Consider the following 21327-nt stretch of genomic DNA (forward strand, 5'->3'; position numbering starts at 1 on the left):
CACGGCATGACGGTTACCATCTACGGCATCAAGAACTGCGACACGATGAAGAAGGCCTTCACGTGGCTGGGTGCTCAGGGGATCGATTACACGTTCCACGACTACCGGGTTTCGGGCGTGGAGCGTTCGGATGTCGAGAAATGGATCGCCGAAGCTGGCCTCGACAAGGTTCTGAACAAGTCGAGCAAGACGTTCCGGGCCTTGCCGGATGAAGTCCGGGCCGATGTGACTGAAGCGAGCGCCATCGACCTGATGGTGGCAGAGCCGACCATGATCAAGCGCCCGGTTCTGGTGACGGCCAGCACTGTCGAAGTCGGCTTCAAGCCGGAACGTTATGAAGCATTGTTTGCAGGGTAATGTCTCGATCAGGGTAATGGCTGGTCCAGGCGCATATTTTCCTTGCAGGGCCGGATGCCGTCTTTAGCTTGAGCCGCATGATTGCTCCCCCTCGATCACCGCTGATCTATGCTGCTGCAGGCGCAGCCGGGATGATGGTCGGGATGGGGATCGGCCGCTTCATCTATACGCCGATCCTGCCGGGGATGATGCATGCACTCGGGCTTTCGGCGAGTGATGCCGGCCTTATCGCATCGGCGAATTATCTTGGCTATCTCATCGGTGCATTTGTGGCGGCTGGCCGCTGGGCGGAAGGCCGCGAGCACAATGTGGCTTTGGGCTCGCTTGTTGCCAGTACCGTGCTGACCGGCACGATGGCGATGACCGACAGCGTTGCCGCATTTCTTGCGATACGTTTCCTGGCCGGTGTCGCCAGCGCGTTCATGATGGTGTTCATGTCAACAATCGTGTTCTCACGGTTGGCGCGTGCTGGGCGCAGCGATCTGAGTGCCTGGCACTTCAGCGGCGTTGGCGGCGGCATGGCGATTTCAGCCCTCGTGACCGGTCTGCTGGGCTACATGGCCGCAAGCTGGCGGGCGGACTGGCTGGCGGGAGCCGTGGTGTCGGCGATCGGCGTTTTGATCGTGTATATGCTGCTCGATCGCGAACCGGGTGCTTCGACGCGTCCGGTGCCGGAGCCCAATCTGTCGATGACCGGCGCGATGGGGCGCATCACGCTGGCTTATGGCCTGTTTGGTTTCGGCTACATCGTAACGGCGACTTTCCTTGTGGCCATTGTCCGTCAGGACGGTCTTGGCGTCGAATTCGAATCGATCGTGTGGATTGCGGCCGGACTTGCCGGCGTGCCTTCGGTCTGGCTCTGGGGGAAGATGGTAGGGCGCTGGGGGCTTGCCAGGGTCTTCGCGGTGGGGTGCGTCGTGGAGGCGATCGGAGTGGTGGCGAGCGTCACTGTTGGCGGATATGCCGGGCCGCTGATCGGCGGCGTTCTGCTGGGCGGCACATTCATCGCGATCACCGCATTTGGCCTTCAATTTGGCCGTCAGATCGCCGGAGCATCGCCGCGTCGCGCCCTCGCGCTCATGACGGCGGCGTTTGGCGTCGGGCAGATCATCGGCCCGATCGCGGCGGGCGCGATCGCTGATCGTACCGGAAATTTTACTGCAGCTTCACTCCTGGCGTCGGTCGTCCTTCTCGTCGCCGCTTTTGTGGCATATGGAGCTGGAAAGCGCGTGTAAGCTGGCTTTTTCGGTGCCGCCTCTTCCATGCGGTGGAGATTCCGCCTAAACCGATGCCAGCAATTGATGGGCGCGGCCAACGCTGCCCGATTTCCAGTTAACCGGTGAACGATGTCCGACGACAGTTTTTTTCGTGAAGTAGACCAGGAACTCCGCCAGGATCAGGCGAAGGCCCTGTGGGAAAACTACGGAACCATCATCATCGCTGCTGCGGTCGCGGTGGTGGTGGCGACGTCCGCCTGGGTCGGCTGGGACTACTGGAGCCAGTCGCGCGCCAATGCGTCCGGCGATGATTATTCGCAGGCGCTGACGCTCGCCCGCGAGGGACGCACCGAGGAAGCCAAGGCCGCTCTGGTGCAGCTCGAAGCTGATGGCTACGGCGCCTATCCGGTGCTTGCCCGGATGCGCGGAGCGACCGTTCTTGCAGAAGCTGGCGATGCCGCCGGTGCGGTTGCAGCTTTTGACCAGGTCGCGGCGGACCGCGCGGTGACCAGTTCGATACGCGACATGGCCCGTCTTCGTGCCGCGCTGCTGCTTGTCGATCATGGCTCGTACAGCGATGTTGCAAGCCGTGTCGAAGCACTGACCGCGGACAGCAATGCCCTGCGCTACTCGGCCCGCGAGGCGCTCGGTCTTGCAGCCTGGCGCGAAGGACGATTGGCCGACGCGCAAGCTTTGTTCGATCAGATTCTTGACGATCAGAACGCCCCACGAAACCTGCGCCAGCGCGCCGAGATGATGTCTGAACTGATCCGCGGTTCGGGCCTGTCGTCGTAATCAGGACCGATCATGAGTTTTACGGTTGCCATCATTGGCCGTCCGAATGTCGGCAAGTCGACACTGTTCAACCGGCTGGTCGGTCGCAAGCTTGCACTCGTCGATGATCAGCCGGGTGTCACGCGTGACCGGCGACGTCATGCAGGCAAGCTTTATGACCTGCGCTTTGACGTGATCGATACCGCTGGTCTTGAGGACGCAGCGGCAAATTCGCTCGAAGAGCGGATGCGAGCGCAGACCGAAACTGCGATCCGGGAAGCGGATCTGGTCCTGTTCATGGTCGACTCGCGCGCCGGCTTGATGCCCGACGACCGCACTTTCGCCGAAGTGGTGCGACGCACCGGCAAGCCGGTCGTTCTGGTCGCCAACAAGGCCGAGTCACGTGGCGCGCAAAGTGGTGCGCTTGAGGCGTGGGAACTGGGACTCGGCGAGCCAATCCCGTTTTCCGCCGAGCATGGCGAGGGTCTCGTCGATCTGCGTCACGCAATCGTGGAGGCGATCGGCAAAGAGCGCGCTCTGCCGGAGGATGACGAGGACGACGAGACCGTCAGCGCACCGGAAAACGCCGCCGCACTGATCGGTGAGGATGTCGACGATCCCGACGCGGAGATCATCCCTGAGTATGACCGGACGAAGCCGCTGCAGATTGCGGTGGTTGGCCGCCCGAATGCGGGCAAGTCCACCCTGATCAACGCCTTCATTGGTGAGGAACGTCTGCTGACCGGACCGGAGGCGGGCATCACGCGCGATTCGATTTCGGTCGATTGGGATTGGCGCGGACGCCGCATCAAGCTGTTCGATACCGCCGGAATGCGCCGCAAGTCGAAGGTGCAGGAAAAGCTCGAACGCATGTCGGTGCAGGATGGCTTGCACGCCATCCGTTTTGCCGAAGTGGTCGTTATCGTGCTGGATGCGACAATTCCGTTCGAAAAGCAGGATCTGCAGATCGCCGACCTGATCATCCGTGAAGGGCGCGCGCCGGTCATCGCCTTCAATAAATGGGATCTGATCGAGAACCCGCAGGAGCTTCTCGCCGAGTTGCGCGAAAAGACCGAGCGCCTGCTGCCGCAGGTGCGCGGCGTGCAGGCTGTTACGGTTTCGGGTGAAACGGGCAGGGGCCTCGACAAGCTGATGGAGGCGGTCGAAAAGACCCATCGCGTCTGGAACCGTCGCGTTTCCACCGGCAAGCTCAATCGCTGGATTGAAGGCGTTCTGGCACACCACCCGCCACCGGCAGTCGCCGGAAGACGTCTGAAGATCAAGTACATCACGCAGGTGAAGACACGTCCGCCAGGATTTGTGTTGTCGTGCTCGCGCCCTGAAGCGATGCCGCAGTCGTACGTCCGCTATCTGGTGAACGGATTGCGCGAGACATTCGACATGCCGGGTGTGCCGATTCGTGTCGCCTTGCGCGCGCCGGACAACCCGTTTGCCGGACGCGCCAAAAAACGCACCTGACACGGTTTCGTGATCTCGTAACTGCCGACGCCGTTAACGCTCCATCAAGGTTAATACACCACTATCATTGGCTAGTGGGTACAAGCGTTTCTGGAGAGTATGCGTGCGTCGACAAGTTTCACGCCGGTGTGAAAGCACAGGTGGCTTGCGGTCTTTTGCCGCGCCGCTTGTAGTGGGTCTCGGAATATGGATCGGGTCGCCGACCACCGCCGCGTATCAGGACATGACGAGCCTCGTTTCCGGCATGGAGGGCAGTGCCGCCCGCTGGTCTTCGTTTGTCGAGCGTTCCGTGGCCGGGTCCATCCACGCCGCCGAAATGCCCTTCATCGATTCGACCGTCACCGGATCCATTTCCGGGGCAGGGGTGTCTGCGCCTGGTGTCGGCACCGTCGCTTTTCGGGGCAAGAGCGATGTCGCGGACAGCCCTGACGAATTGCGCGTAACACGCGATGACAAGCGGGCACGTATCGTGCACGTAGCGCCGGTGGCGCCCCCGAAATCGTTCAATGCTGGCTCAGTTTTCCAGCGCACCAGTTCGCTGCTCGACAGCCAGATCGAGACCGGATTGGAAATGGCGTTCCAGGCCCCTGAGATTCAGGGCAAGGAAATCCAGATCGCCGCTGCGTTCCATCCGAAGGTGAACAAGGCCGATCACGCTGTTCCAGCCTTTCTTGCCGATCTCGTCACCAATGACACGCCGGATATTCTGGCAACTGCCTATGCCCCTTCGCAGCCCGATTATGCACGGGCGTCGCCATTCGCAACGCTGCTTAAAGGCGAAGACGAAAATGCCGGGCGATACATCCCTCCGGTTGGCGAGGGGGATCATGCGTGGATGAGCACTCCGCTTCCTGAAACGGTGTTTTCGGCGAAAGAGCAGCAATGTCTGGCTGAAGGGATATATTTTGAAGCGCGAGGCGAGGATGTCAAAGGGCAGGCTGCGGTTGCGCAGGTGATTCTCAACCGGGTCCGCAATCCCGCTTATCCGGCAACAATCTGCAGCGTTGTCTATCAGAACCAGGACTGGCGGAATCGATGCCAGTTCTCATTCGCCTGTGATGGGTCGCGACCTAAGGTCGCCAGCCGCGAACATTATCGCGTGGCGCAGGAAGTCGCGATGGCGGTCACGGCGGGCAAGATATTCATTGAGGAAGTCGGGTCCGCTACCCACTATCACGCGACTTATGTGCGGCCGCCATGGGCACGAACCATGGAAAAGATGAAGAAAATCGGGCTTCACGTCTTCTACCGCACCTATGGCGGCGGCTGGCGCTGACACGGCAATTCGCGGTTTTGGGCGCAGCGATTCCCTTTCGCGCATGATGGCGCATTGTCGCAGCTTTTTAACCCTCTGATATTATGGGGCATTCACGCCCCCATTCTCCCCCGCGCCCCGGCTTGACTGGGCAGTGGCCCCTAACTATGTTGCGCGCGACTTAGAAAGCGGGATGTGCATGCCGTCTGGACCTGAAAAAAGTCGGGACGATCTGGCGCGTCGCACCCAGGAACTGGAGGCGAAGCTCGCGGCAAGGAATCCTGTGCGTAAGCAAGACGAGCCATCTGCAGATGGCGGAACGGCTGGCTACGGACAGGCAATGAAGCTATCAAGCGAGTTCATCTCCGCGATAGCGGTTGGGGCAGGTTTGGGTTGGTTGATTGACAAGGTGGCGGGTACATCACCTTGGGGTCTGATCATCTTCCTGCTCTTGGGATTCGCGGCTGGTGTGCTCAATGTTCTGCGTTCAGCAGGCGTGGTTGCCCAGCCTAAGACCGGAATGGGGCCAGACGGGCCCGACAGGTAACAATTGCGCGACAGCGCTCGTGACGCATCGAGGGGTTTCAGTGGCCAACGATCCAATTCACCAGTTTCAGATTTCGAAACTGATTCCGCTTGAAGTTGGCGGCTATGACCTGTCGTTCACCAATGCCTCCTTGTTCATGGTGGCAACGGTTGTCGTGACAAGTGCGTTTCTCTACCTGACAACGTCGAGCCGCAGCCTTGTGCCAAGCCGGCTCCAGTCGGTTTCGGAAATGTCCTACGAGTTTGTCGCCAACATGCTGCGCGACGCTGCCGGGACCGCCGGAATGCGGTTTTTCCCGCTGGTGTTCTCGCTGTTCATGTTCGTGCTGATGGCGAACATGCTGGGCATGTTCCCTTACTTCTTCACTGTCACCAGCCAGATCATCGTGACGTTTGCGCTCGCCGTTCTCGTTGTCGGCACGGTTCTCGTCTACGGTTTCTACAAGCACGGCTTCAAATTCCTGAAGTTGTTCGTTCCGTCAGGCGTGCCGATGGCTGTTCTGCCGATGGTCGTGGTGATTGAGCTTATTTCTTTCCTTTCCCGTCCGATCAGCCTTTCGGTTCGTCTGTTTGCCAACATGCTGGCCGGACACATCACACTGAAGGTGTTTGCAGGCTTTATCGTCTCGCTGAGCTCGCTGGGCGCCTTGGGTGTGGCTGGTGCGATCCTCCCGTTGATCATGACGGTGGCGATCACCGGGCTTGAGTTCCTGGTGTCCTTCCTTCAGGCCTACGTGTTCGCCGTCCTGGCCTGCATGTATCTCAACGACGCGGTGCATCCGGGTCACTGACGAGCAATTCTCTTTTCACCGGCGGCTTGCCGTCGATACGAAAACCGCAATCACGAAAGTCACAAGGAGTTTGACATGGAAGCGGAAGCAGCACGTTACATCGGCGCAGGTCTGGCTTGCCTCGGCATGGCTGGTACGGCACTCGGCCTCGGCAACATTTTCGGCAGCTACCTGTCGGGCGCTCTGCGCAACCCATCCGCTGCTGACGGCCAGTTCGGCCGCCTGATTTTCGGCTTCGCAGTGACTGAAGCACTCGGCATCTTCTCGCTGCTGATCGCTCTGCTGCTGCTGTTCGCCGTCTAAGACCTGAAGCTGCACAAGTCGGCTGCGATCACGCGGCCGACTTCTTTCTGACAGGGGATGCCCATGTTCGTGGCACCTGCTTACGCGCAGGAATCGACATCTAGCAGTGAGCTGCAGACAGAGCTCGAGATCGACGTGCACGAGGAAACCGCGTTTCCGCCCTTCGATAGCTCGACCTATGTCTCCCAGCTCGTCTGGCTGGCGATTACGTTTGGCCTGTTCTACCTTTTCCTGAAAAAGGTCGTTCTGCCTCGCATCGAGGGAATTCTGGAGGTGCGCAGCAGTCGCATTTCGCAGGATCTCGATCAGGCCGCTCGCCTGAAGGAAGAAGCAGATGCTTCGGTTGCTGCCTATGAGCAGGAACTGGCAGATGCACGCGCCAAAGCGACAATTATTGGTCAGCAGGCTCGCGATGGCGCCAAGGCGGAAGCCGAAGCCCAGCGCAAGCAGGTTGAGGCAACGCTGGACTCGCGCCTTGTCGAGGCCGAAGCCCGCATCGCCTTGATCAAGGATGCAGCAATGCGTGACGTCGACCAGATCGCCGAGGAAACCGCCGATCTGATCGTTCAGGAACTTGTTGGTGTGAAGGCCGAGAAGGCAGCTGTCTCAGCCGCCGTCAAGGCAGCGAGGGGTTAAGCCGATGGATGCTACATTCTGGGCAACAGCCGGCCTTTTCGTTTTCCTCGCGATCATCGCTTACTTCGGCGTGCCGAAGATGATCGGCAAATCGCTCGATGATCGTGCGGAGCGTATCCGTAACGACATCGAGGAAGCCCGCAAGCTTCGCGAAGAAGCTCAGCAGCTTCTGGACGAGTACAAGGTCAAGCGGGCCGAAGCGGAGAAAGAGGCGAGCGACATCGTCGCTGCAGCTAAGATCGAAGCTGAGACGCTGGTCGTGGAAGCCAAGGCAAAGACCGAAGAGTATGTTGCTCGCCGGACTGAACTTGCCGAGCAGAAGATCGCTCAGGCCGAACGCGATGCGGTCAACGAAGTGCGCAGCCGCGCCGTGGATATTGCCGTTCTGGCCGCTGGCCGGCTGCTTTCGGACAAGGTCGATGCCAAAGCCGATGGCTCGCTGTTCAAGGCCTCGCTGGCTGATGTCAAAGCTAACTTCAACTGATATGAACACTATCGGATGAAAAGCACTGAACGCCGCCTCCAGGGCGGCGTTTTCATTTTCAGAACAGGCGCATTACCGACGAAATGGCGCGAAAGACAGCCGATGTAGTCTTTCTGCAGGGCCATGTTCCGTAATGGCGGTACGGTGACGCACCGTCGCATAGCCCATATGCACTTCAAATCCATAGGCAGGCAGGCAAAAGCCGGTGCGCGCCATCATCCGGTCCCGCATGACTTTGGCGACGATCGATGCAGCTGCAATCGACTGTGAGCGCTGATCGCCCTTGACGACAGCGCGCCCAAGGCAGAACAGGCCCGGCGGGACATCGCGCCCGTCGGCAAGAACCATTCGGGGCTGGGTCGGCAGACCTGCAACCGCCCGCCGCATTGCCTCAAGGCTGGCCTTGCGAATGTCGCCGGTGTCTATGCTGCCAGCACAGCAGGAGGCAAATGAGATCGCGACAGCCTTGCTCAGGATCTCTTCGAAAGCGACCGCGCGGGCTTGCGCATCCATTCGCTTGGAATCGTCGAGGCCGGCTGGAATGCAATCGGGATTGAGGATGACCGCCGCAGCCACCACTGGTCCTGCCAGCGGCCCCCGGCCAGCTTCGTCGGTGCCGGCAACAGGCCAGAGCCCCTCGCGGCGGGCTGAGTTTTCAAGAGTATAATCCGGACGCAGCGGAATTTCGAAAAGAAGAGGAGAATCGGAACGCGATTGAGTCATGGTGCGGCGATGCTCGCATCGGCTCCGATTCTCCGCAAGACCTTCCCGCCGATTGGGGCACGGGCGGAAAGTCTCCGTCGGGCTCAAGGGGACAGGCAGCCGGACGGATCTCGTTGAAGGCGAGGTTTGTGCCTCGCCGTCGAATCAAAAGAGTTGCAACTGTTCGCCGGGCCCGCGCGGTGCTTTGAACAGGTCCGTGCGCAGCCGCCGCTTTTCGGCATTGAGGCCGAGCCGCTTTGCGGTGATTTCGAAGCGGCGGCCAATCTGCCAGGCGTAGGGCCCCGCACCTTTCATGCGCTTGCCCCACTCAGCGTCATAGTCCTTGCCCCCGCGCATCGAGCGGATCAGCGCCATCACGTGCCGGTAACGATCCGGGTAGTGGCGCAGTAGCCAGTCCTTGAAAACGGGAGCCACCTCCAGCGGCAGCCGCAGGATGATGTAGCCCGCTTCGCGCGCGCCTGCGGTATGGGCTGATTCCAGAATGCGCTCGACTTCCTGGTCATTGAGCGCGGGAATGACTGGCGCGACCATGACCGACACGGGAATGCCCGCATCGGAAAGCGCCCGCATCGCCTCAAGGCGGCGCGGCGGTGTAGCCGCGCGGGGCTCCATTGTGCGGGCGAGCTTGCGATCGAGCGTGGTGATTGAAAGCGCGACTTTCGCCAGACCCTTTTCCGCCATGCGCGCCAGAATATCGATGTCGCGCATGACCAGCGCCGATTTCGTGACGATGCCCACTGGATGATCGTGCGCTTCGAGTACCTCGAGTATCTCGCGCATGATGCGCCATTCGCGCTCGACTGGCTGATAGGGGTCTGTGTTTGTGCCTATCGCGATCGTGCGCGGTTCATATCCGGGCTTGGCCAATTCTCGCTCAAGCATGCGGGCGGCGTCAGGCTTGGCGAACAACTTGGCCTCGAAATCGAGCCCTGCGGAAAGGCCCATATAGGCGTGCGTCGGGCGCGCGAAACAGTAGACGCAACCGTGCTCACAACCCCGATAGGGATTGATCGAGCGGTCGAATGAAATATCTGGCGAACTGTTTCGGGTGATGATGGTGCGCGGCTTTTCGACTTGCACCTGCGTCTTGAATGGCGGGAGATCCTCCAGCGTGTTCCAGCCATCGTCGAAAACATGGCGCGTCACCGGCTCATAGCGACCCGAAGGATTGATGCCTGCTGCGCGACCGCGCCTCCTGTCGAAGCCGACGCGCAGACCGCTTTCATCGATGAGCGCATTCGCCATCGGGGTTCCACCCGAGGTGAAAGCGGCGGCGTCTGCCTGTCTGATCGGTTCCATCTGCGGCTCCTTCGGGCACCGATTCGGTTGCCGTTGATGAATCTATTCCTAAAAGCCGAAATGGAACAAAGAAAGAACTTTGTGCTGGGTCAGGATGCTGGTGCTGTCGATGTCTTTGCTATATGCGGGGCCAATGCTGTCTGTGGTGATCGAAGCTGACGAGAATGCGGAAGGGCTTGCGGCGACGCTGGCATCGCTGATTCCGGCCGCGGTGGATGGTGTCGTCCGCGAGGTGATCGTTTGCGACGCGGCGACAAATGATGCCATTGAGATCGTGGCGGATCATGCCGGATGCACTTACCTGCCGCGATCGAGCGCGTGCGACGGGATCAGGCTTGCACGCTGTGAATGGCTGCTGTTGCTGGAACCCGGCGCGCGATTGGGCGATGGCTGGGCGGATCCGCTGTACACGCTGATGGCAGCCGACAGTGTTGCGATGCGCTTCAGCTGCGTGCCGGCGTCGCGACCGTCATGGGCGGAAAGATGGCGTCAGGGTAGGCGCCCGTTGCGCGACGGTCTAGTCGTCCTGAAGGCGCAGGCACTGGCGACAGGACATCTGACCGCCAACGATATAGCCCGTTCGACGCGAACACGGCGTGTCGAAGGCGTGATCTTCGCCGCTCCGCGTTGAAGCCTCAGGCACCACGTTTCAAATGCTCGTCGAGCCGGGGCATGATTTCCACGAAATTGCACGGCATATGGCGGTAGTCGAGCTGGGGGCGAAGGATATGGTCCCAGCCATCGCGACATGCTCCGGGAGAGCCCGGCAGAACGAAGACAAAGGTTGCGTTGACGACGCCCGCCGTCGCACGTGACTGGATGGTGGAGGTGCCGATCTTGTCGTAGGAAATGCGATGGAAGACTTCGGAAAACCCGTCCATCCGTTTTTCAAACAGGGGCTCGACGGCTTCCGGAGTGACATCGCGTCCGGTAAAGCCGGTGCCGCCGGTGGTGATGATCACGTCGATCGCGGCATCTTCGCTCCAACGCTGAACCAGATTGCGGATTGCCGTAACGTCATCTGCGACCAGTTCACGCGCAGCGAGGCGGTGGCCGGCTTCCGCGATCCGGTCTGCCAGCGTCTGGCCTGACCTGTCCTCTTCAAGCGTGCGTGTATCCGAGACCGTAAGGACAGCGATTCCGACGGGAATGAAGGGCCGGTTCTCATCGATACGGGACATGGCGTGATCCTAAATCGTTTGCGTCGCTTTCACGTACCATGCGGGCGATCTAGAGGCGAGAGACCGGGCCGCGGCTTGCGCCGCGGTGGCATCGGGAAACAGGCCAAAGCAAGTTGCCCCTGAACCCGACATGCGTGAGAAAGCCGCGCCTGCGGCGTCGAGCGCTGAGATCGCCTGCCCGATCTGCGGCACTTGTACGGATGCGGGGTGCTGCAGATCATTACGGGTCTTACGGAGCCAGTCGACAAGATCTGAAAACGCGACATTGCCGGGGAGTTCGGGCAAGGGGGCGTTCTGTTTCTCAAGGAGTGAGCCGAACACGGTGGGCGTGGACACCGCCATGCCAGGGTTGACGAGGACCATGTGGAGGACTGGAAGTCCGCGCACTGGAGCCAGACTTTCACCGATCCCCCGGACGCGTAGGGGATGCGATGCAAGGCACATCGGAACGTCGGCACCCAGTGACAGCGCAGCAACGGAGAGTTCAGCCTCGCTGAGTGGCGCATCCAGCATGCCAGACAAAGCGCGCAAGGTAGCTGCCGCGTCAGCCGAGCCACCGCCGATACCGGAAGCGACCGGGAGAGATTTTTCCAGGTCGAGCGCGACGGGCGGAAGTTCCGGGCGAAGCTGGCGTATCAGGTCGCGGGCGCGCAGGACGAGGTTGTCCGCGTCTGCCTGCAAGATGCTGGCGAACTGGCCACTGAGCGTAAAGCGGTCCTCATCGGACGGTGCGGCACGAATCGTATCCCCCGCCTGCGTGAAGACAACGAGCGTGTCGAGAAGATGATAGCCGTCATCGCGCTGCCCGGTAATGTGGAGAGCAAGGTTGATCTTTGCGGCGGCATGTTCGGTGACAAGCGCCGCGTCGCCAGCAGGCAGATGTAAATTCACGGCGCGCTGTCAGTCCTTCGTCGGATGGTATTCACCGGTCGTCGGGTCCTTTACCAGCGTCCCCTGACTCTCATTGCGTTGCTCGGCTTCTGCGCGGCGGGCTTTGGCGGTCACGCGTTCTGCTTCGCGCAGGAAGGAGCGGTAGCCGACATAGCCGACGACACCAATCAATGCGAAGAAGATCAATTGCGGCATGGCATCCTCCTCCGATACTCACCTGCTGAGCCAGACGGTCTGCACACAAGTGTAGTTGCTTTTCTGACCCGGTCAAAGACCGAAACGGTTCCAGTGTGCACGCTCTTCGGCTGCTTCGATGAGCCCGGAAGCCGCGCCTGCTGCGATGTCAGGAGCCTGCGACCCGAAAACGCCCAGTTTGCGACCGAAGAAGCCGCGCGGCGGCGTGATCAGCTGGAGGCGGGTCTTTTCGCCATAGCGCTGCTTGAGAAAACTGCGCATGTCCCCCAATGCGTCGACGAGGCCAAGCTCGACGCCCTTCAGGCCCGTCCAGAACATGCCGGTAAACAAATCCGGGTCGTCCTTGAGCTTGAGGCCGCGCCGCTGCTTGACCAGGTCAATGAAGGTCTGATGAATTTCCAGTTGCAGATCCTTGAGCCGCGCCACGTCGTCTGGCTTTTCTGGCTGGAAAGGATCAAGGATCGCCTTGTTCTGGCCCGCGGTGTGAACGCGACGCTCAACCCCGATTTTCTTGATGAGATCCTGAAACCCGAAGCCTGCCGACACGACGCCAATCGAGCCGACGACGGATGAGGGATCAGCGATGATTTCATCGCCTGCAACGGCGATCATGTAGCCGCCAGAGGCAGCGACATCCTCGACGAAGACGAGCACATGCTTTTTCTTCTCTTCGGCCAGATCGCGGATGCGCTTGTAGATCAGCCGCGATTGAACCGGCGAGCCGCCGGGCGAATTGATGGTGATAGCAACTGCAGGCGCGTCCTTCATAGCGAAGGCCTTTTCGATCAGCGCTGCAGTTGAGGCCAATGACAGGCTGGGTCGGAACTGATTGCCACCGGACATGATCGCGCCGTGAAGACGGATAACCGGGATGGTGACGGTGTTGGAGCGCATGGAAGCAGGCAGAAAGCGGCTGAACACTCGTTTCACGAGGGCAAATCTCCAAATGACAGGTATGCTGCATGTAAGCACGCATGCTGCGTACGCAAGCCGCGTCAGCTGCTTTTGTTGTGCTGCTGCCGTTAAAGCGCGTCGCGATCTTCCGGATTTGCTCCTTGCGCTTTAGCCCCTTGTTTTAACGCATGTCTTTGTCCCGAAAACCGGTTCCCACTTTCGGGAGACATGCTTTAGTCACCAAACAGCGATGCGCGCCCGTTGCTGATGCTGTCAGCAGCTTGGGAAAGGCGATTGCTGCCCGGTTCATGGAGGACGAGCGGGGGAGCGAGCGATATTTCGTCAGCACCTCCGCGACGAGCTCGCACCACCACGCGAATTGCGGCCTTTTCAATGCGCGGGTAGAGGGGTTTGATCTCTTGCCGCCCAAAATGCGGACGCATCGCCTCCAGAATGTGGTTCAGCGAATGCGGGCGTGCGATGACGCTGATGCCACCGCCGCGCCGAACAAGAGCCGCTGCCGTCGCCAGCCAATCCCTGAACACGCCGGCATCTTCCATGACGTGCGCTTCGCGGCGCAGCGGATCGGGCGTGGCGTGGTCGAGCGCACTGTTGAAAGGCGGGTTCATGATCGCCCAGTCGAAGCTGGCGTTTTCCACCAGAGCACGGCGCTCTTTGGCTGGCATGCGCACATCGGCCTTGACGACGGCACTTCTTGCCGCAATGTGAGCATTTTCCGCAAGCGCGATGGAGCGACGTGCATAGGCCACCATCTCAGGCGAGCGCTCCAGCAAGGTGACATGCGCGCGCGGGCAGCGTGAAGCAACGCCAAGACCCGCGGCTCCTGCCCCGGAACCCAGATCAATGAGATGGCCTGCGAAGGAAGAGGGCACGCTGGCCGCAAGCATCATGGCATCGGTCCCAGCCCGATGACCCTTGCGAGCCGGCTGAGCAACGTAGAATGCGCCGCGGTGAAACGCGTCAACAGTATGGTCAGCAGTGTCGTCGCTCGTGAGCTGCATGGTCAGGCTGGGTTTATCTCGTCCAGAATGCCGGCGTCGAATAGCACTGCGCGCGCCCGTTCGCTATCCTCGTCGATAACCATGACGCGTCGAGGCAGCACCCCGAGGGAACCTTCGATGACGCTCATGTTCTGATCGGCGATAAAGAACGTGCAGCCCGAATCGCGAAGCAGGGCCTCAACGAAGGAGAGCAAAACGGGATCGTTGGTGCGTAGCAACTCTTTCATCCGTCAGAAATCCCAGTTTCTGTGCAGCGTGTAAATGCTTCAAGGGCAAAAGGACCGAAGATGGGTGACAAACAGTCTCGTTTCCGTGGTAATTCGCCCCTTGCCGCACGGTTCGCGCCTGCCTAGAGTCCGCCGCGAAATTGGTGGCGGCGGTTGTGACGCTGACAGGAGTTCCGTTTAGTGGGCGCAGTAGTTAAAATCGAAGGTGATCGGCGCGAAGTGGCATCGATCGAGGCAATTATTTCGCTCACTGCGCAGGATATGGGGCGTGTCAACGAACTGATTCTCGCCAGGGCGGGATCTGACGTTGAGATGATCCCGGAGGTCGCTAACCACCTGATCTCGTCGGGTGGCAAGCGCCTGCGCCCGATGCTCACGCTCGCGGCAGCACAGATGTTCGGCTACAACGGCGATGCCCATGTGAAGCTGGCGACCAGCGTCGAGTTCATGCACACGGCGACGCTGCTGCACGACGATGTCGTGGACGAGAGTGATCTGCGTCGCGGCAAGCGCACTGCACGTATGATCTGGGGCAACCAGGCGAGCGTGCTTGTGGGTGACTTCCTGCTGGGCCAGGCATTTCGCATGATGGTGGATGTAGGATCGCTTGACGCACTCGATATCCTGTCTGCCGCAGCATCCGTGATCGCCGAAGGCGAGGTGATGCAGCTTGGCGCTGCTAAAAATCTGGAAACCACGGAAGAAAATTATCTTTCTGTGATCGGAGCCAAAACTGCGGCGCTGTTTTCGGCTGCAGCAGAGGTCGGTCCGATCGTGGCGGGTGGATCGTCAGATGACCGCACGGCCTTGCGTTCCTATGGCATGAATCTCGGCCTAGCTTTCCAGCTGATAGATGACGCGCTCGACTATGGCAGCGATTCTGAAAGCCTGGGCAAGAATGTCGGGGATGATTTCCGTGAGGGCAAAGTGACCCTGCCGGTGATCCTGAGCTATGGTCGGGGCAGCGACGAGGAGCGCGCGTTCTGGAAGCGCTCGATCGAGCATGGCAGTTCCGATGACGTGTCGTTGGAAAAGGCGCGCGGCCTGATGGCCAAGCACGGATCGATTGACGACACGATCGCACGCGCCCGACATTTCGGCGAACTCGCGCGCGATGCGCTGAAGCCGTTGGCGGAGACCCCGCAAAAACAGGCTTTGCTGGATGTCATCGACTTCTGCATCAGCCGCGTGAATTGATATCGGCCACGAAGGGCGCGGGCGGATGACACAATCTTGCCCGGTGAACGGATTGAACGCCATTCGCAAAAAGGCCATCCTTCAGGCGTCCAAAGACTCCAGATGAGTCTGATTTCCGGGAGGCCGGAACGACAGGAAGGAAAATTATGCGGCTTAGGACAGGAAGCTGGTTCGTTGCGGCAGGCTTGGCGGCGGGTGTCTCGCTGAGCAGTGCATTTGCCGCAACCGGGCCCGAGGAACAGGCCGCGAAGGTTTCGTCGCTTTCCGGCGCGTATCTCGCTGCGCGCATTGCGGACAGCGACAACGATCTTCCTGCTGCGATCGCATATTATCGCCGCGCCATGGTGTTCGACCCTGATAATCAGGGGGTGCAGCAGAGCCTGATGCTGGGTCTTATTTCGCAGGGCGATTTCGACGAAGCGTTGCCCTTGGCGGAGAAGCTGAAGGAAGCGCCGGAAGTTGAGCGCTTTTCGCGGGTTGCCCTCGCGGTCGACGCATTTCGCAAGAAGGATTTCTCGAACGCCGAGTATCTTCTGAAGCTGGCGCTTGGATCTGACCTTGACCGTTTGATCACCGGAATCATGACGGGCTGGGCGAAGCAGGGCGGTGGTGATTCGGCGGGAGCGCTGGCTGCCATCGACGCGCTGGAGGGGCCGGAATGGTACGAGTTGTTCCTGAGCTATCACCGCGCGTTGATTGCGGAGCAGGCCGGCAATGATAGCGTTGCGCGCAAGGCCTATGACGAAACCGCAGAAAATCTCTCCGCTGGCGGTGCGGCACCGGAGACCTATCTGCGAGCACTTGAGGCCTATGCCGGCTATCTGGTGCGCAAGGATGACCGCAAGGGCGCATTGGCAGTTCTCGACAAGGCGGACGAGTTCGCGCCTGGCAGACTGACAGTCCAGGTATTGCGCAACCAGATCGACAAGGGCGCAAAGGCTCCCGCGATCGTGGCAAATGCGCAGGAGGGCGCAGCCGAAATTCTGCTCAATCTCGCCACCGCGCTGAATCGGAGCGGCGGCGAGTCTTTCGTGCGGCTGTATCTCCAGTACGCCAACGCCTTGCGCCCGCGCAGTGACGCGATCTTGATCCAGCTGGCGGGTGTCGCTGAGCAGCAGCGCGATGCTGAAACTGCGATTGCCGAATATGAGAAAATTCCCGACAGCTCGCCGATGAAGGCTGTCGCGGAACTGCAGCTCGGGCTGAATCTGGCCGATCTGGAGCGTTATGATGAGGCGATAGAGCACCTGAAGTCGTCGCTTGCAGAAGACCCGGATGACATGCGCGCCTATCAGGCACTTGGCGGTGTCTATGCGCGACAGGAAAATTATCGCGCGGCAGCCGATCTTTTTGATGTGGCGGTGTCTCGAATCGACGAGCCCGAGCGCACCGACTGGAACGTGTTTTATCAGCGCGGCATCGCCTATGAGCGCTTGAAAGAATGGGACAAGGCGGAGCCGAATTTTCGCAAAGCGCTGGAGCTGTTCCCCGATCAGCCACAGGTTCTGAACTATCTTGGCTATTCCTGGGTCGATATGAACATCAACCTCGAGGAAGGACTGGACCTTATCCGTCGAGCCGTCGAGTTGCGGCCAAGTGATGGATATATCGTCGATTCGCTGGGCTGGGCTTATTACAAGCTTGGGCGCTTCGATGAGGCGGTCAGCGAGTTGCAGCGCGCGGTCGGCCTGATGCCGGCCGATCCGGTGCTCAACGATCATCTCGGCGATGCCTATTGGCGTGTCGGGCGCAAATTGGAAGCGACCTTCCAATGGCGTCATACTTTGCAGCTGGAGCCCGACGACAAGGTCAAGGCCGATGCCGAAAACAAGCTGAAGCAAGGTCTTGGGCCGGTCGAGGAAAGGGCTGCTTCCGAGACTGTGGAAGCCCCAGAGACTGCGGCCGCAACGGTCGTGCCGGTGCCAGAATTGCCGGAGGCGACCGAGACTGGCGCGCAGGCGGTTCCCGAACCCGTCGTGATTGAGCCCGCCGCGGCGGAGCGGCGCACGCATGTCGTTGCCCCTGGTCAGTCGCTTTGGTCGATCGCTGTGGAGAAGCTGGGTGACGGTCACCGCTACCGGGAGATCCTCGGTCTGAATCCGTCGCTGCGGGGCGATCCGGGCCGGATCATGCCAGGGCAGGAACTGGTATTGCCACCGGAAAACTGAGGCGGCGTGAAGAGGGATTTATAGAGCTTCCGACGCGACAGCAGTTCTGGCTTGCCTTGACGGTTCCAGGTTGCCGCTCTAGGAGGTGCACGTCCTGCCACAGCCCTCCAGAGGCACGCCGTGAACGCAAATCTTCCTGCTCATATGAATCCTGTCCGTTCCTTTCAGGGGCTGATCCTCGCACTTCATAATTATTGGGCCGATTACGGCTGTGTTGTGCTGCAGCCCTACGACATGGAAGTGGGCGCAGGGACATTCCATCCGGCGACGACACTGCGTGCGCTTGGGCCGCGTCCATGGAATGCGGCCTACGTTCAGCCGTCACGCCGCCCCAAGGACGGACGCTATGGCGAAAATCCCAATCGGCTTCAGCACTACTACCAGTATCAGGTGATCCTGAAGCCGAACCCATCGAACCTGCAGGAACTCTATCTTGGGTCACTGAAGGCGATTGGGATCGACGTTCTGACCCATGATATCCGCTTCGTTGAAGACGACTGGGAAAGCCCGACGCTGGGCGCCTGGGGGCTCGGCTGGGAGTGCTGGTGCGATGGCATGGAAGTGTCGCAGTTCACCTATTTCCAGCAGGTCTGCGGCATTGAGTGCGCGCCGGTAGCCGGTGAGCTGACCTACGGCCTTGAGCGTCTGGCCATGTATGTTCAGGGCGTCGACAATGTCTATGATTTGAATTTCAACGGGCGCGAGGGCGACGAAAAGGTCACCTACGGCGACGTCTTCCTGCAGGCCGAGCAGGAATATTCGCGATTCAATTTCGAACACGCCGACACGGCAATTCTGTTTCGTCATTTTGAAGATGCGGAGCGTGAGTGCCGTGCGCTGCTCGATGCCGGAGTTCCGTCTGGGGACCGGAAAGTTCATCAGATGGTGTTTCCGGCATATGATCAGTGCATCAAGGCATCGCATGCTTTCAATCTGCTCGATGCGCGCGGCGTGATTTCGGTCACTGAGCGACAGAGCTACATTCTGCGTGTCCGCAATCTTGCCAAGGCATGCGGCGAGGCGTTCTTACTCACTGAAGCCGGTGGCGTGGGCTATCAGCCGAACGTCTGAAATGCTTCCCATAGACCAGCGCTCGCGCTAGTCTGTCATGTCTTTCAGAGGGGAAGCAGACCATGGATTTCGGACTAGGGACGATACTGATCGTCATTGCGATCGCGCTGGCGGGCTACGTCATCGTCGTCTACAACGGGCTGGTACGTGCCCGACAGATGGTGCAGGAAGCATGGTCTGGCATCGACGTGCAGTTGAAGCGGCGCGCTGACCTGATCCCGAACCTGATCGAAACGGTCAAGGGCTATGCCGGGCATGAGCGCAAGACGCTTGAAGAGGTGACGGCCCTTCGGGCCCGCGCGCAGGCGCTGCCCAGCGACGATGTTGCCGGCCGCGCTCAAGTCGAAGGTATGCTCAGTCAGGCACTGGGCCGTCTTTTTGCTGTGGCCGAAGCCTATCCGGATCTCAAGGCCAACCAGAATTTCCTGCAATTGCAGACGACACTGGAAACGCTTGAAGGGGAGATCCAGATGTCGCGGCGCTACTACAATGGCGCAGCCCGTGATCTCAACATTCGGGTCGAGAGCTTTCCGTCCAATATCGTTGCCAACAGTTTTGGCTTTACCAAGGCGGAATATTTCGAGATCGAAAATCCGCAGGATCGTGTCGTGCCGCAGGTTTCTTTCAACTGAGCCGAAGGCTGGCTATGTCCTTTCTTGCGCGCCTGCTGGTTGCAACCGCATTTGTCGTCCTGGGATTTGCCGCGCCGTCCGGTGCGGCTGAGCAGATACGCGCCTTCCACGCCGATATTGACGTGCATGCCAACGGTACGTTGTCGGTGACGGAGAAAATCACCGTCAACGCCGAAGGCACGCGTATTTCGCGGGGAATATTCCGGGATATTCCGCTGCGCTACGAAGACGCGCAGGGAAAGATACGCGAGGTGGGGCTCGATGTCGTCTCGGTGTTGCGGGACGGCCGGCCTGAGCCGTTCGCCACCGAACGCAGCTCCGGCGTCTTGCGTATTCGCATCGGTGATGGCGATGTGAGGCTGACGCCGGGCGTCTATACTTACGAGATCGCTTACGACACGACACGTCAGATTCGCTTTTTCGAAGATCACGACGAGCTTTACTGGAACGTCACCGGCAATGTCTGGGAGTTTCCGATCCGCCAGGCGTCGGCGCAGGTCACGCTTCCGCGCGGTGCCAAAGCCACTGACGTGACCTACTACACCGGGCGATATGGCTCGCGGGAGCAGGATGCTTCTGCTCGCATGCTGGCGAATGGCAACTCGATCCTGTTTCAGACCACGCGTCCTCTGTCGCAACGCGAAGGACTGACGGTGGTCGTCGCGTTTCCCAAGGGTGTCGTTGCACCCCCGAGCGCTGCGGATGAAAGTGCGGAGTGGTGGCGCGACAATGCCGGGCTTTTTGCAGGTGGGTTTGGTTTCCTGATTGTGACCTTGTTTTATCTGTGGGCCTGGCGACGTGTGGGACGTGATCCGCCTGAGGAGATTGTCGTGCCCCGATGGACCGCGCCGGATGGCGTGTCGCCAGCGCTTGCCAATTATATCGAGAAGCGTGGCTTTCGGGGCGAGGGCTGGGACGCTTTTTCCGCCTCGATCATCGATCTAGCGGTGAAGGGTCATCTTGAAATCGAGCAGCCGGGCCGGAACCTGACCATCCGCCGCAAAGGCGACGGCACTCCTTCAGGGCTGGGCGTCGGGCAGCGTGCAATCCTCAACGCGATCCCACACGATGGCGACGCTTTGGCGGTCGACAAGGCCCACGGCGAGACGGTGCAGGCGGTGGGAACCTCGTTCCGTCAGGCGATGGAGACCGAACACCGCAACAAATTCTATCGCCATAATCCGCTCTACATAGTTTTTGGGTTGTTTCTGTCGGTAGTTTCGATGCTTGCCATGGCGGTGCTGGGAGCGATCGATGAAGAGACGCTGGCGGTCTTGTTCATGGCCGTCGTGCCGTCCGTCGTCATCGCAATCATTGCTGTAAAGGTCGGGCGCAGTTTTCGCAGTGCCAGTTCGTTGCGGGCGCGGATCATGTCCGTGCTGGGCGCGGCTTTTGTCGGTTTCATCGGCCTGAACATGCTGGGCGGCGTCCTTGCTGTTCTGACCGATCTGGATTTTCATCCAGCCATCCTTGGCATTGTCGCCGGGATGTTGATCGTCAATCTGCTGTTCTTCCTGATCATGGGGGCGCCGACGCCGATCGGGCAGAAGCTTTCGGCGCAAGTGGCGGGTCTGAAGCAATATCTGACATTGGCTGAAAAAGACCGGATGAATATGCAGGGCGCACCGACGATGTCGCCACAGCATTTCGAGACGCTACTGCCTTACGCGGTTGCGCTTGGCGTCGAAAAGCCCTGGTCGCGCACATTCGATGCCTGGCTTGCGTCGGCTGCAGCCGCGGGCGCTGCCGCGGGATATGTTGGACCAAGCTGGTATCATGGTTCGGATTTTGGCGGTGGCCGGATCGGCAAGAGTCTGGGCGATGTCGCCGGTTCGCTCGCCAGTAGCCTGACGGCATCTTTGCCTGCGCCAAAGTCTTCTTCCTCCGGGTTCAGTTCAGGCAGCGGAGGGGGTGGATTTTCCGGCGGCGGCGGCGGCGGCGGCGGCGGCGGTGGCTGGTAAACGCCACGTTTGCGCTAAAGTTGG

The 21327-nt window shown here is 60.1% G+C and carries 24 protein-coding genes; 16 read left to right on the forward strand and 8 right to left on the reverse strand.

Annotation, left to right across the window (positions count from 1 at the left end):
- The first annotated feature begins 6 nt into the window (after window positions 1-6).
- From BMZ42_RS01160 to BMZ42_RS01205, 10 genes are all read left to right on the forward strand, one after another.
- A complete protein-coding gene (locus BMZ42_RS01160; protein WP_091517648.1) occupies window positions 7-357 on the forward strand; it encodes an arsenate reductase in 351 nt (116 codons plus the stop codon).
- A gap of 77 nt (window positions 358-434) precedes the next feature.
- Window positions 435-1592 carry a YbfB/YjiJ family MFS transporter gene (locus BMZ42_RS01165; protein ID WP_091517650.1) on the forward strand — a complete coding sequence of 386 codons (1158 nt, stop codon included), beginning with the start codon at window positions 435-437 and terminating at the stop codon, window positions 1590-1592.
- 111 nt (window positions 1593-1703) lie between these two features.
- Window positions 1704-2369 carry a tetratricopeptide repeat protein gene (locus BMZ42_RS01170; RefSeq protein ID WP_091517652.1) on the forward strand — a complete coding sequence of 222 codons (666 nt, stop codon included), beginning with the start codon at window positions 1704-1706 and terminating at the stop codon, window positions 2367-2369.
- Window positions 2370-2381: 12 nt separating this feature from the next.
- Window positions 2382-3827 (forward strand): ribosome biogenesis GTPase Der, encoded by a 1446-nt coding sequence (gene der, locus BMZ42_RS01175; protein WP_091517654.1) that lies wholly within the window; start codon window positions 2382-2384, stop codon window positions 3825-3827.
- A 103-nt stretch (window positions 3828-3930) separates the two neighbouring features.
- On the forward strand, window positions 3931-5103 hold the full coding sequence (locus BMZ42_RS01180; protein WP_420492431.1) for a cell wall hydrolase: 1173 nt from the start codon (window positions 3931-3933) through the stop codon (window positions 5101-5103).
- A gap of 172 nt (window positions 5104-5275) precedes the next feature.
- Entirely contained in the window at window positions 5276-5629 is a 354-nt protein-coding gene (locus BMZ42_RS01185; RefSeq protein WP_091517655.1) for an AtpZ/AtpI family protein, read from the forward strand.
- Window positions 5630-5669: 40 nt separating this feature from the next.
- The gene (locus tag BMZ42_RS01190; RefSeq protein ID WP_091517657.1) at window positions 5670-6419 is read left to right on the forward strand and encodes a F0F1 ATP synthase subunit A; all 750 of its coding nucleotides are present in this window, start codon (window positions 5670-5672) and stop codon (window positions 6417-6419) included.
- A 75-nt stretch (window positions 6420-6494) separates the two neighbouring features.
- Entirely contained in the window at window positions 6495-6722 is a 228-nt protein-coding gene (locus BMZ42_RS01195) for a F0F1 ATP synthase subunit C (RefSeq protein WP_091517659.1), read from the forward strand.
- A gap of 63 nt (window positions 6723-6785) precedes the next feature.
- A complete protein-coding gene (locus BMZ42_RS01200; protein WP_091517660.1) occupies window positions 6786-7358 on the forward strand; it encodes a F0F1 ATP synthase subunit B in 573 nt (190 codons plus the stop codon).
- Window positions 7359-7362: 4 nt separating this feature from the next.
- The gene (locus tag BMZ42_RS01205) at window positions 7363-7842 is read left to right on the forward strand and encodes a F0F1 ATP synthase subunit B (protein ID WP_091517662.1); all 480 of its coding nucleotides are present in this window, start codon (window positions 7363-7365) and stop codon (window positions 7840-7842) included.
- Window positions 7843-7914: 72 nt separating this feature from the next.
- Here BMZ42_RS01205 and BMZ42_RS01210 read toward each other — a convergent pair whose 3' ends face one another.
- Together BMZ42_RS01210 and BMZ42_RS01215 are read right to left on the reverse strand one after the other, a co-directional pair.
- A complete protein-coding gene (locus BMZ42_RS01210; protein ID WP_091517663.1) occupies window positions 7915-8565 on the reverse strand; it encodes a ribonuclease HII in 651 nt (216 codons plus the stop codon).
- Between the two features lie 144 nt (window positions 8566-8709).
- Entirely contained in the window at window positions 8710-9864 is a 1155-nt protein-coding gene (locus BMZ42_RS01215) for a PA0069 family radical SAM protein (RefSeq protein ID WP_091517665.1), read from the reverse strand.
- A gap of 109 nt (window positions 9865-9973) precedes the next feature.
- Between BMZ42_RS01215 and BMZ42_RS01220 the strand changes: the two genes are divergently transcribed.
- A complete protein-coding gene (locus BMZ42_RS01220; RefSeq protein ID WP_244523105.1) occupies window positions 9974-10495 on the forward strand; it encodes a glycosyltransferase family protein in 522 nt (173 codons plus the stop codon).
- A gap of 4 nt (window positions 10496-10499) precedes the next feature.
- On the opposite strand, the gene moaB is transcribed toward BMZ42_RS01220, so the two are convergent.
- From moaB to BMZ42_RS01250, 6 genes are all read right to left on the reverse strand, one after another.
- On the reverse strand, window positions 10500-11045 hold the full coding sequence (gene moaB / locus BMZ42_RS01225) for a molybdenum cofactor biosynthesis protein B (RefSeq protein WP_091517666.1): 546 nt from the start codon (window positions 11043-11045) through the stop codon (window positions 10500-10502).
- A gap of 9 nt (window positions 11046-11054) precedes the next feature.
- Entirely contained in the window at window positions 11055-11936 is an 882-nt protein-coding gene (locus BMZ42_RS01230) for a 4-(cytidine 5'-diphospho)-2-C-methyl-D-erythritol kinase (RefSeq protein ID WP_244523106.1), read from the reverse strand.
- Window positions 11937-11945: 9 nt separating this feature from the next.
- Window positions 11946-12131 (reverse strand): hypothetical protein, encoded by a 186-nt coding sequence (locus BMZ42_RS01235; protein WP_091517668.1) that lies wholly within the window; start codon window positions 12129-12131, stop codon window positions 11946-11948.
- Between the two features lie 72 nt (window positions 12132-12203).
- Window positions 12204-13061: a S49 family peptidase gene (locus tag BMZ42_RS01240; protein WP_091517670.1), complete on the reverse strand. Its 858-nt coding sequence runs from the start codon at window positions 13059-13061 to the stop codon at window positions 12204-12206.
- Between the two features lie 197 nt (window positions 13062-13258).
- Window positions 13259-14047, reverse strand: a complete 789-nt coding sequence (locus tag BMZ42_RS01245; RefSeq protein WP_091517671.1) for a tRNA1(Val) (adenine(37)-N6)-methyltransferase — start codon at window positions 14045-14047, stop codon at window positions 13259-13261.
- Between the two features lie 2 nt (window positions 14048-14049).
- On the reverse strand, window positions 14050-14274 hold the full coding sequence (locus tag BMZ42_RS01250; RefSeq protein ID WP_091517673.1) for a putative signal transducing protein: 225 nt from the start codon (window positions 14272-14274) through the stop codon (window positions 14050-14052).
- A 198-nt stretch (window positions 14275-14472) separates the two neighbouring features.
- Here BMZ42_RS01250 and BMZ42_RS01255 point away from each other — a divergent pair, with 198 nt between their 5' ends.
- The 5 genes from BMZ42_RS01255 (at window position 14473) to BMZ42_RS01275 (ending at window position 21303) form a co-directional block, all read left to right on the forward strand.
- Window positions 14473-15471 carry a polyprenyl synthetase family protein gene (locus BMZ42_RS01255; protein WP_420492433.1) on the forward strand — a complete coding sequence of 333 codons (999 nt, stop codon included), beginning with the start codon at window positions 14473-14475 and terminating at the stop codon, window positions 15469-15471.
- 146 nt (window positions 15472-15617) lie between these two features.
- A complete protein-coding gene (locus tag BMZ42_RS01260; RefSeq protein WP_091517676.1) occupies window positions 15618-17639 on the forward strand; it encodes a tetratricopeptide repeat protein in 2022 nt (673 codons plus the stop codon).
- Between the two features lie 144 nt (window positions 17640-17783).
- Window positions 17784-18710 (forward strand): glycine--tRNA ligase subunit alpha, encoded by a 927-nt coding sequence (locus BMZ42_RS01265; RefSeq protein WP_420492434.1) that lies wholly within the window; start codon window positions 17784-17786, stop codon window positions 18708-18710.
- 62 nt (window positions 18711-18772) lie between these two features.
- Window positions 18773-19342: a LemA family protein gene (locus BMZ42_RS01270; protein ID WP_175556590.1), complete on the forward strand. Its 570-nt coding sequence runs from the start codon at window positions 18773-18775 to the stop codon at window positions 19340-19342.
- Between the two features lie 14 nt (window positions 19343-19356).
- Window positions 19357-21303: a DUF2207 domain-containing protein gene (locus BMZ42_RS01275; RefSeq protein WP_091517680.1), complete on the forward strand. Its 1947-nt coding sequence runs from the start codon at window positions 19357-19359 to the stop codon at window positions 21301-21303.
- Window positions 21304-21327 lie beyond the last annotated feature (24 nt).

This window comes from Aquamicrobium aerolatum DSM 21857, from assembly GCF_900113935.1.
GTDB lineage: Bacteria > Pseudomonadota > Alphaproteobacteria > Rhizobiales > Rhizobiaceae > Aerobium > Aerobium aerolatum.